10 protein-coding genes and 1 pseudogene are annotated in these 8,003 nt (G+C 37.0%); 8 read left to right on the forward strand and 3 right to left on the reverse strand.

Going from position 1 to position 8,003, the window contains the following annotated elements:
* Positions 1 to 327 (forward strand): annotated as a pseudogene (locus AC1DG9_RS19665) (outer membrane beta-barrel protein); the annotation flags it as partial.
* Between the two features lie 18 nt (positions 328 to 345).
* Here AC1DG9_RS19665 and AC1DG9_RS19670 read toward each other — a convergent pair.
* The 3 genes from AC1DG9_RS19670 to AC1DG9_RS19680 all read right to left on the reverse strand — a co-directional run bounded on the left by AC1DG9_RS19670 (position 346) and on the right by AC1DG9_RS19680 (position 3,620).
* Positions 346 to 990 (reverse strand): TetR/AcrR family transcriptional regulator, encoded by a 645-nt coding sequence (locus AC1DG9_RS19670; protein WP_172659685.1) that lies wholly within the window; start codon positions 988 to 990, stop codon positions 346 to 348.
* A gap of 67 nt (positions 991 to 1,057) precedes the next feature.
* Complete coding sequence (locus tag AC1DG9_RS19675) at positions 1,058 to 1,687, reverse strand: carbonic anhydrase (protein WP_337716524.1); 630 nt, start codon at positions 1,685 to 1,687, stop codon at positions 1,058 to 1,060.
* A 22-nt stretch (positions 1,688 to 1,709) separates the two neighbouring features.
* Positions 1,710 to 3,620, reverse strand: coding sequence for an SPFH domain-containing protein (locus AC1DG9_RS19680; protein WP_477635089.1), 1,911 nt, complete (start codon positions 3,618 to 3,620; stop codon positions 1,710 to 1,712).
* A gap of 145 nt (positions 3,621 to 3,765) precedes the next feature.
* Here AC1DG9_RS19680 and AC1DG9_RS19685 point away from each other — a divergent pair, with 145 nt between their 5' ends.
* From AC1DG9_RS19685 to AC1DG9_RS19715, 7 genes are all read left to right on the forward strand, one after another.
* On the forward strand, positions 3,766 to 3,990 hold the full coding sequence (locus AC1DG9_RS19685; protein WP_477635090.1) for a hypothetical protein: 225 nt from the start codon (positions 3,766 to 3,768) through the stop codon (positions 3,988 to 3,990).
* Positions 3,991 to 4,058: 68 nt separating this feature from the next.
* On the forward strand, positions 4,059 to 4,667 hold the full coding sequence (locus AC1DG9_RS19690; protein ID WP_477635091.1) for a hypothetical protein: 609 nt from the start codon (positions 4,059 to 4,061) through the stop codon (positions 4,665 to 4,667).
* 71 nt (positions 4,668 to 4,738) lie between these two features.
* Positions 4,739 to 4,996, forward strand: coding sequence for a 4a-hydroxytetrahydrobiopterin dehydratase (locus AC1DG9_RS19695; RefSeq protein ID WP_337716525.1), 258 nt, complete (start codon positions 4,739 to 4,741; stop codon positions 4,994 to 4,996).
* A 7-nt stretch (positions 4,997 to 5,003) separates the two neighbouring features.
* Positions 5,004 to 5,735, forward strand: a complete 732-nt coding sequence (locus tag AC1DG9_RS19700) for a hypothetical protein (RefSeq protein WP_337716527.1) — start codon at positions 5,004 to 5,006, stop codon at positions 5,733 to 5,735.
* A gap of 19 nt (positions 5,736 to 5,754) precedes the next feature.
* Positions 5,755 to 6,387 carry an alpha/beta hydrolase gene (locus AC1DG9_RS19705; RefSeq protein WP_172659690.1) on the forward strand — a complete coding sequence of 211 codons (633 nt, stop codon included), beginning with the start codon at positions 5,755 to 5,757 and terminating at the stop codon, positions 6,385 to 6,387.
* Positions 6,388 to 6,444: 57 nt separating this feature from the next.
* Positions 6,445 to 6,642 (forward strand): hypothetical protein, encoded by a 198-nt coding sequence (locus AC1DG9_RS19710; protein ID WP_172659691.1) that lies wholly within the window; start codon positions 6,445 to 6,447, stop codon positions 6,640 to 6,642.
* 270 nt (positions 6,643 to 6,912) lie between these two features.
* The coding region (locus tag AC1DG9_RS19715) for an ATP-binding cassette domain-containing protein (protein ID WP_477635092.1) at positions 6,913 to 8,003 on the forward strand (1,091 nt) is incomplete at its 3' end.

The following is an 8,003-nucleotide window of genomic DNA, read 5'->3' on the forward strand; positions in this document are numbered from 1 at the left end:
GGCGCAGGAGGTTATTTGGGATATGGAACAGGAGGGAAGTGGAAGTCCGCATCTGGTGTTTTAATTGGGGATATCCAAATTGGAGATAATGGAGAGGTGATCTTCAAAAACGATGCAGAGAAGGGTGAATTTGGATCTTATTTGTATGGAAAGCCCTTGGATTACGGGGTTAGTTTTTTAGCTGGTTATGAGCTTTTTAACAAATATTCTATCCAATTCAATAGTGAAATAGGACTGGCAAATTTGCAAACAACTTATAGCGGGATAAAACGGAAAGGGAAAATGAAAAATACCAGCTTTAGTATTTCACTCGGTTATAAGTTCTGATAAAAGGTTTTCTATTATCTATGACTGAGTCTTATTACTGTAAGCGTATTCTAAAACCAGGCTTATTGCTTCTTTGATTCTTTTCATTCCTTCTGGATTATTGATGTCAATTTCACAAAAAAGGCTGTCGGTAGTTTTGGCATGAAGTACCATATAATAAATACCTGCAACCAATAAACCGGCAATTGCCCTAAGATCGACATCATTTCCTTTCAACTCCTTATCTGTCAATGCAAAGAATGTGGAACTAAGTTGTTCTCGTTCTTCGCATACCTGATACATAATCTGGCTTCTCTGGCTAATTTGCCAAAGTACAATCTTCTGCATTTCTTCATTCTCATAGAAATAATCCAATTGATTAAGCAACAGATTTTTCAATATTTGCTTCGTGTCTTTCCCTTGGTTATTTTCGATCATGATACCTGCATCACCTGTTGCAGCCACCCAGTAGTCTTTGCTTTTTACATAAATTTCTATCAGATTATCAACTGAACCAAAATAAAGTTTAATTAGTTTACGGTCCAATCCTGCAGCTTTTGAAATGTTTGTAACGGTCAATCCGGTATATCCTTTGTCTTGGATTACAATTCCAACAGCCTGGATCAATTTCTGTTTTGATCTATCCTTATCGTTYAATGCCCCTTGGTATCTTTTCTTTTCCATAACAAACTGATTGTAGTAGCTAAATTATGGAGAAAGTCTGAGTTTCTATTCCTACTATTTCAACATGTTAGCAATGTTTATTGTAAAAAGTCAAATTACCTACAGAGATGTCGTACATAGCAGGTATGATCTTTATTTCTCTGCTATCTACGCGTTGCCGTATAATACTGCTTTGCTCAAGTATCTGCTGCACGGAACGGTAAACATTAAGTAAAGAAACCTTATTAACAAAAGATTCATTATGGCCTGTTCTGTTGCTTATTTCCGTAAATTCTTGTGAGATACACACTTTTACTTCCCTTAGCAAGCCCGAAAGATTTTCCCTCATCACATCGTCACAAGCACTCCTTACTGCCCCACAATTGGTGTGACCCATTACTACAATCAGTTTTGAACCTGCCGTGGCTATTGTATACTCCAACGATCCTAACACATGTGGAGATATAACATTGCCTGCAATGCGAATGTTAAAAATATCACCAATACTCTGGTCAAGAATCAGTTCAGTTGGAACCCTTGAATCCATGCAGCTCAATATTGATGCAAATGGCCTCGGATTGTCTTTTGTTTCCTGTACTTTTTGTAGCAAGCCGCGATGTTTGCTGCGTCCACTAAGAAATCTTTCATGACCATCTCTTAATATTTGTAAGGCAATATCAGGAGTCATTTCAGTGTGGTAATTTATATTGAGATCCATAATTTTAAGTGATTAGGGTTTATTATTCGCTGGCTTTCCCTTTTTCTTGCTGTATCATTTGCATCAATTGCAGACCCATTAAACCACTTAGGCTACCATCACTGCCGTTGCCACCACTTACAATTAGATCTGGGATGATCTTAATTTTTCCTTTTCCAATTTCTTCGGTTATTTTAAACTTGGTAAAGTTGTCGCCTCCCATGGCTTTTACTTGTAAGTCGTAAGCATCAGCTGTAGATTTACCTATGGCCATAATTTTTTCTGCTTCGGCCAATCCTGTTTTGGCTATTTTCTCTGCATCGGCAGTCGCATTAAGTTTGGTAGCTTCGGCTTGTGCACCAGCACGGGCTTTAGTTGCTTCAGCTTCTGCGTTTGCACGCATTTTAGTTGCCGTGGCTTCAGCATCAACCTGTAGTTTTAAACTATTGGCGTCACCTTCTGCCTTTTTTACCGTTGCATCAGCAGTGCGCTGAGCAATTTCAACACTTTGCTGTGCTTTTACAATTTCCTTTTGCATATCTGCAATTGCAGTTTCTTTCTCCATGCCCTGGCGCTGTTCCTGTGCCATTTTCTGTGTCTGATAAGTTTTTTGTTCCTCTTCTGCAATCTTACGGTCGGTAAGGGTTTTCATCAATGCCTCTGGTGGAAGAATATCACCTATTAAAGTATCTACAGCATTTACATTGTAATCATCCAGGACTGCTTTAATGTGTTCCTTTGCCGATTGTTGTCTTTCTTTACGGGTAATCAGAAAACTTATCACATCGCTGTCTTGTGCAGAATTTCGAAAATAATTGCCAATAGTAGGCTCTAATACCTGACTTACTAAATTACTCATGCTACCGAAACGGGCTATTACTTTGGGTGCCTCGGTTGCGGGAATATGAATGATCTGAGATACATCTAAATTGAAAGGGAAGCCGTCTCGGGAGCGGACGGTGATAGTACTCAGGTTCTTATCTAACTCATGAGATTCGTTCCTGGCGTTGGCCCAATTCAATACCAGATTAGTTGTAGGCACCAGTTCAACCTTCATAATGTATTTGTTGAATGGGTATTTGCCAGGGCCATAGGCTTCCATCCATACCCCACGCTGGCCTTTGCTTACAATATTGCCATGTTTGAAACTCTCCCCGGTTAAATCTTTACCGTCTTCACCGATGTAGCTGATCACAACGCCAACGAAACCAATAGGTACGTCGGTCATTGGTATTTCTTCAATCTGAATTGCCCATGGATTAATATTGTAACTACCTGCTAAAATGATTGATGGCTGCAAACCACGGTTACCATCATTTTTTAGAAAAACATCAATGTCCTGAAAATTATTGTGACCGGTAATTTGCTTTCCTGCAATTTGCCCGCTTTCAATTGGATGGCCGTCAAGCGTGGTTACAATGCCTACCATATTTTCATGTATGATGACCATGTCGGCAATTGTAACGGTGAAGGCAAATAAGTTGATACGATAAGTACCTGCAGTGATATAAGAGGTTTGTCGACCTTTTTGCCCATTGTTGTTTAGGAATTTTTCTGCATCCTGAAAATTATCCGATTCTACTCTTCGGGCAAGGATTGCACCTGTCGGTATTTCAGCACCATCGTTGGACAGGATYAATCCTATTTTACCTTCGGGTATAATGGTAAACCCGTGCATGTTCACATTGTATTGCCAGGGCCACATGCCCCAGTAAAGTCCGGGAGCCAGTGCTTTTGCCTGAAAACCAGCTTCTCCKTTAGTTGCAATAATACGTCCGTCTGGTAATTCTTTGTTGCTGCCAAAAAGCACAAATTTCTTGGTAACCAGTCCTACCTTGTTTTCGGGTACGATGACCATACCCAGGAAAACCCTTAGTATGAATTTGTAAAATAGGAGGGTGAACAGGATAGCGAAGACCCACCAGTAGATGAAAAAGATTTGAGAATAGTCCATGATCAATTAGTTTTAGGTGTGAGATATAATTTGATATTTATGATATAATTCATTGACTTCGTTTAGAACAAACTTCTCTATACATGAAAATATAAAAGTCTTATATATGTATTATTTGGTATTATTTTTATCTTATATTCATATTATGAATAAGGAAGACCTGCTACATCTCGAGAAGCTAATGAATTTTTTAGCTAGTAATTTTCTAAAGAAAAAGACATGGAAAGATGTCTCTAAGTCTGAGTGGGCGTACATTGTAGAAGAATTGAATGGGTTGTTACAGAACCGTAACAGAAAACAGAAAGTAAAAAAGAAACTGATCTATTTGGAGCAAATTATTTGTATGAACATCTTATTATCAATAAACTAAAAGCATATGAAAATCGAAAAGACCTCACTGGGTCCAGCAAACCGAACCTTAGTAAACTAAGTCGGATAGTGCAGGTGTTAGGCTATGATAACTACATCGATTTTATTAATTCGCACAACGAGGCATTTAGTTTTAACGATTTAAAAATTGATATCCCTAAGGTTACGGTTAACTACAAGTTATTGGACGAATTGGTAGGATTATGGTATTCTTTTAACCGTAACTTACCTGATAACCCGGAAGAAATTAATGAAGAAAGAATCTGGCGTTCGTCAGTTGAAATTTATAAATCTGAATCTTCGGGCGAATATCTGATAGAGAGAAGTGGGGGAGATAATCATAAGTACTATGGAAAAGTAACTTCTTATGCAGATTACATTTTCATTATCATGAACAGTAATACTTTTATCAGACAGCGGCACTTTATCTCACGCTTAAAAGATATAAATGAGAAATTAAAGCAGCCTAACTATAGGATAGAGGAAATGCATTTTATTAGTACCTGCATTAGTTTCAATCAGGAGCCAATTGCCTTATTTGAAATTTTTCAAAAAGCATCTAATACAAAAAACTACGTTGCGGATTCTATAAGTTTCCCAATAGAAAGTGAAGAGCTTCCGGCAGGAGTTGTTGCTTATTTAAAGGACACTGAGGGGAATCGAATTAATTATAAGTAGATTTAAACATAAGTCGATGTTGCTTGTTCTAATATTGGCAGCAATGGCGCCGCAACTTTATAATAGAATTTATGGAAAATGTAGTTCAAAAGGAGTGGGATATTGTTGAAAATAAACTGCACAAAATACTAATATTCAAAGATTTTCGGGAAGCTTTCGCCTTTATGGTTAAGGTGGCATTTGTAGCAGAGAAAAATAATCATCATCCTAAGTGGTGTAATGAATGGAATAAATTGGAATTTTGGCTAAGTACTCACGATGCAGGTAATATTATTACTGAAAAAGATAGAGCCCTTGCCAAGCAGATTGATGAATTGTTAAAAGTATAATTTAAGAATGATTATAGGCTTACCGTTGTTTGTTGTTGTGCTTTTTGTGTTGACGACCCTATTTACGCTGTTTTTGTTTTATCGCGTAATTAAAAGATCCTTACAGTTTAATGTTAGCAGTAAAGCCAATCTCCTTCTAATTGTTTTAAGTTTGTGGATTATTGTTCAGGCGATATTGGGTTTAAATTTTGTTTTCAGTTCCGATACTACTGTTTTTCCGCCTAAGATTGCCATTATGGGGGTATTCCCAGCTATTCTCTCAATTATGCTCGTATTTTTAACCCGGGGAGGTAGAAAGTTTATTGATGGACTCCCTATATTAAATCTCACTTATCTGCATGTAGGGAGAATTCCGGTGGAAATTATTTTGTACCTATTGTTTATCAATGGGACTGTTCCAGAACTGATGACATTTGAAGGGAGGAACTTTGATATTTTGGCAGGAATCTCTGCGCCTTTAGTAGCTTATTTTGGAATCTCAAAAAAGAAAATGGCCAAGGGATCTCTATTGGCCTGGAATGTTATTTGTCTTTGTTTATTGATCAATATTGTGGCGAATGCATTTCTCTCAGTACCCTCACCCATTCAGAAGTTTGGGTTTGACCAGCCTAATATTGCAGTTTTGTATTTCCCTTTTAGCTTACTTCCTGCTTTTATTGTGCCTGTGATGTTTTTTAGCCACCTGGTAAGTATCAGACAATTGCTAATGAACAAAGTAAGAGTTTTTGACGCTAATTAATAATTATAATGCACCTTTTATGAATTCCAAAAAAACTGTGCTTTTGTTGCTCTTAGTAGCCAATTCTTTATTTTGTGCTGCACAAGATTATATATTCTTTCTTCACAACAAGTTTGCAGAAGACCATTCGCTGACTGAAGTCCATCCTGAATATGGAAAAACGGAATATTTGGAAGTTTTAAACAAGTTTAAACAGGCTGGATTTCAGGTGATCAGTGAGAAAAGGTCCGCTAATACAGATGTAGGAGCCTATACAAAAAAGGTGGTTCGGCAAGTAGACAGTTTATTGAAATTAGGTGTTAAACCAAGCCATATTACAGTTATAGGCACTTCAAAAGGAGGATATATTGCGCAATACGTTTCCAGCTCCTTAAGGAACCCTAATCTTAATTTTGTGTTTATTGGTTGTTACAGAGATAAGGATTTAACATCTTTTCCCGGAATTAATTTCTGTGGAAATATTTTAACTATCTATGAGCGATCTGACGAATACGGAGTGTCGGCAATAAAAAGGAAAGAAACATCTAATTTAAAGGTTTTGCACTTTAAAGAAATAGAGCTAAACACGGGATTGAAGCATGGTTTTTTATTTAAGCCTTTGCCGCAATGGATAGAACCATGTATTAAATGGGCGAACCGTAATTATAAGTAGCTAAAATTTTAGCAAATAATCTGATTATTTAGTATATTAGTATATCAAAAGTTTTTTATGAAAAAGCAGGGTATAGACGCTCTGAATGAGCATGTTGAAATGATAAAAGACGAAGTGATTCTGACTACAGAAAGGGATATCGAAACGTTCTTTAATGCTTTGATGTATCCCCCTGATCCACTAAAAGATTTTTCAAAACTGGCAGATTATTATGAGCAGATTCTTCATCAGGTTCATAAAAATTTAGTTATTTGATAGTTCAGACGATACTCGTTTCTTAAAAAAATATTTACCTTTGTCGTATAAACGACTAATTACCCCATTGAGAACATCTATGTACGATGATGGCAAATGTCATTTTATCTATATTGGTGTAATTCATTAAGAAATGTAAGATCCTATAAACAGAGCAGTAGCTTTTCCTTTTTTGCTCAAATGCTAAACAGTACCACTGTACTTGTCTAGCCGCCTCGTGCTTATGCACAATTTAAATCTTATTTTTTTACTTTTTATCAATGATGCTTTATGGGTATTGTAGTTAAACAAATTTCATATGTGCATTCCAATAAGGAATGCCTGTTCCGCGATATAAATTTTTCTGTTTCTAAAGGGCAAAAGATAGCCTTAATAGGTGCTAATGGTTCTGGAAAATCTACTTTGCTTGAGATCCTTGCAGGTCGGGTTGAGCCTGCCTCAGGGGATGTTGCATCAATAAATAAACCTTTTTATGTCCCCCAGCATTTCGGTCAGTACGACGATTTAACTGTTGCCCAGGCCCTGGGTATTGACGGTAAAATGGAAGCATTACATGCAATACTTAATGGCGATGCTTCTTTAACCAATTTCGCCCAATTAGATGACGACTGGAATGTTGAAGAGAGGGCTCTGGCAGCGCTTAGTTTGTGGAATATACAACACATTGAATTAGCTCAGCCGATGAAAACAATTAGTGGAGGAGAGAAAACCAAGGTATTTTTATCAGGCATTACAATTCATTTACCATCGGTTATACTTTTTGATGAACCATCAAATCATCTTGATGTAGAGAGCCGGGAACAATTATATAATCTGATACAGACAAGTAAAGCAACGACTATAGTTGTAAGCCATGATAGAACTTTACTTAATCTTCTTGATGTTACTTTTGAATTGAATCAAAGTGGGGTAGAGGTTTATGGAGGTAATTATGACTTCTTTAAAATGCAAAAGGAGGAGAGGTTGATGGCTTTAGAGGCTCAGGCAGATCATAAAGAAAAAGCTTTACGACAAGCTAAGCAAATTGCCAGAGAAGCAGCCGAACGCAAACAAAAAGAGAATTCAAGGGGGAATCAAAAACAAATAAAGAAAGGCGTTCCCAGAATTTTTATTAATACGATTAAAAACAGATCTGAACAAAGTACATCCAAATTACAGGAAGTACATTCTGATAAGGTTAACGGTATTTTGCAAAACCTTCAGCAGCTTAAGCGGCAATTGCCTGAGGTAAAGGAATTTAAAGTAACTTTTGAAAATTCAAATCTGCACGCAGGCAAAATATTGATAAAGGCGGAGGATGTGAATTTTGGTTACAGTTCCGGATATTTATGGGAGAACCCATTGAATTTCCAGATTAGAAG

This window comes from Pedobacter sp. 05L430 (assembly GCF_056397585.1).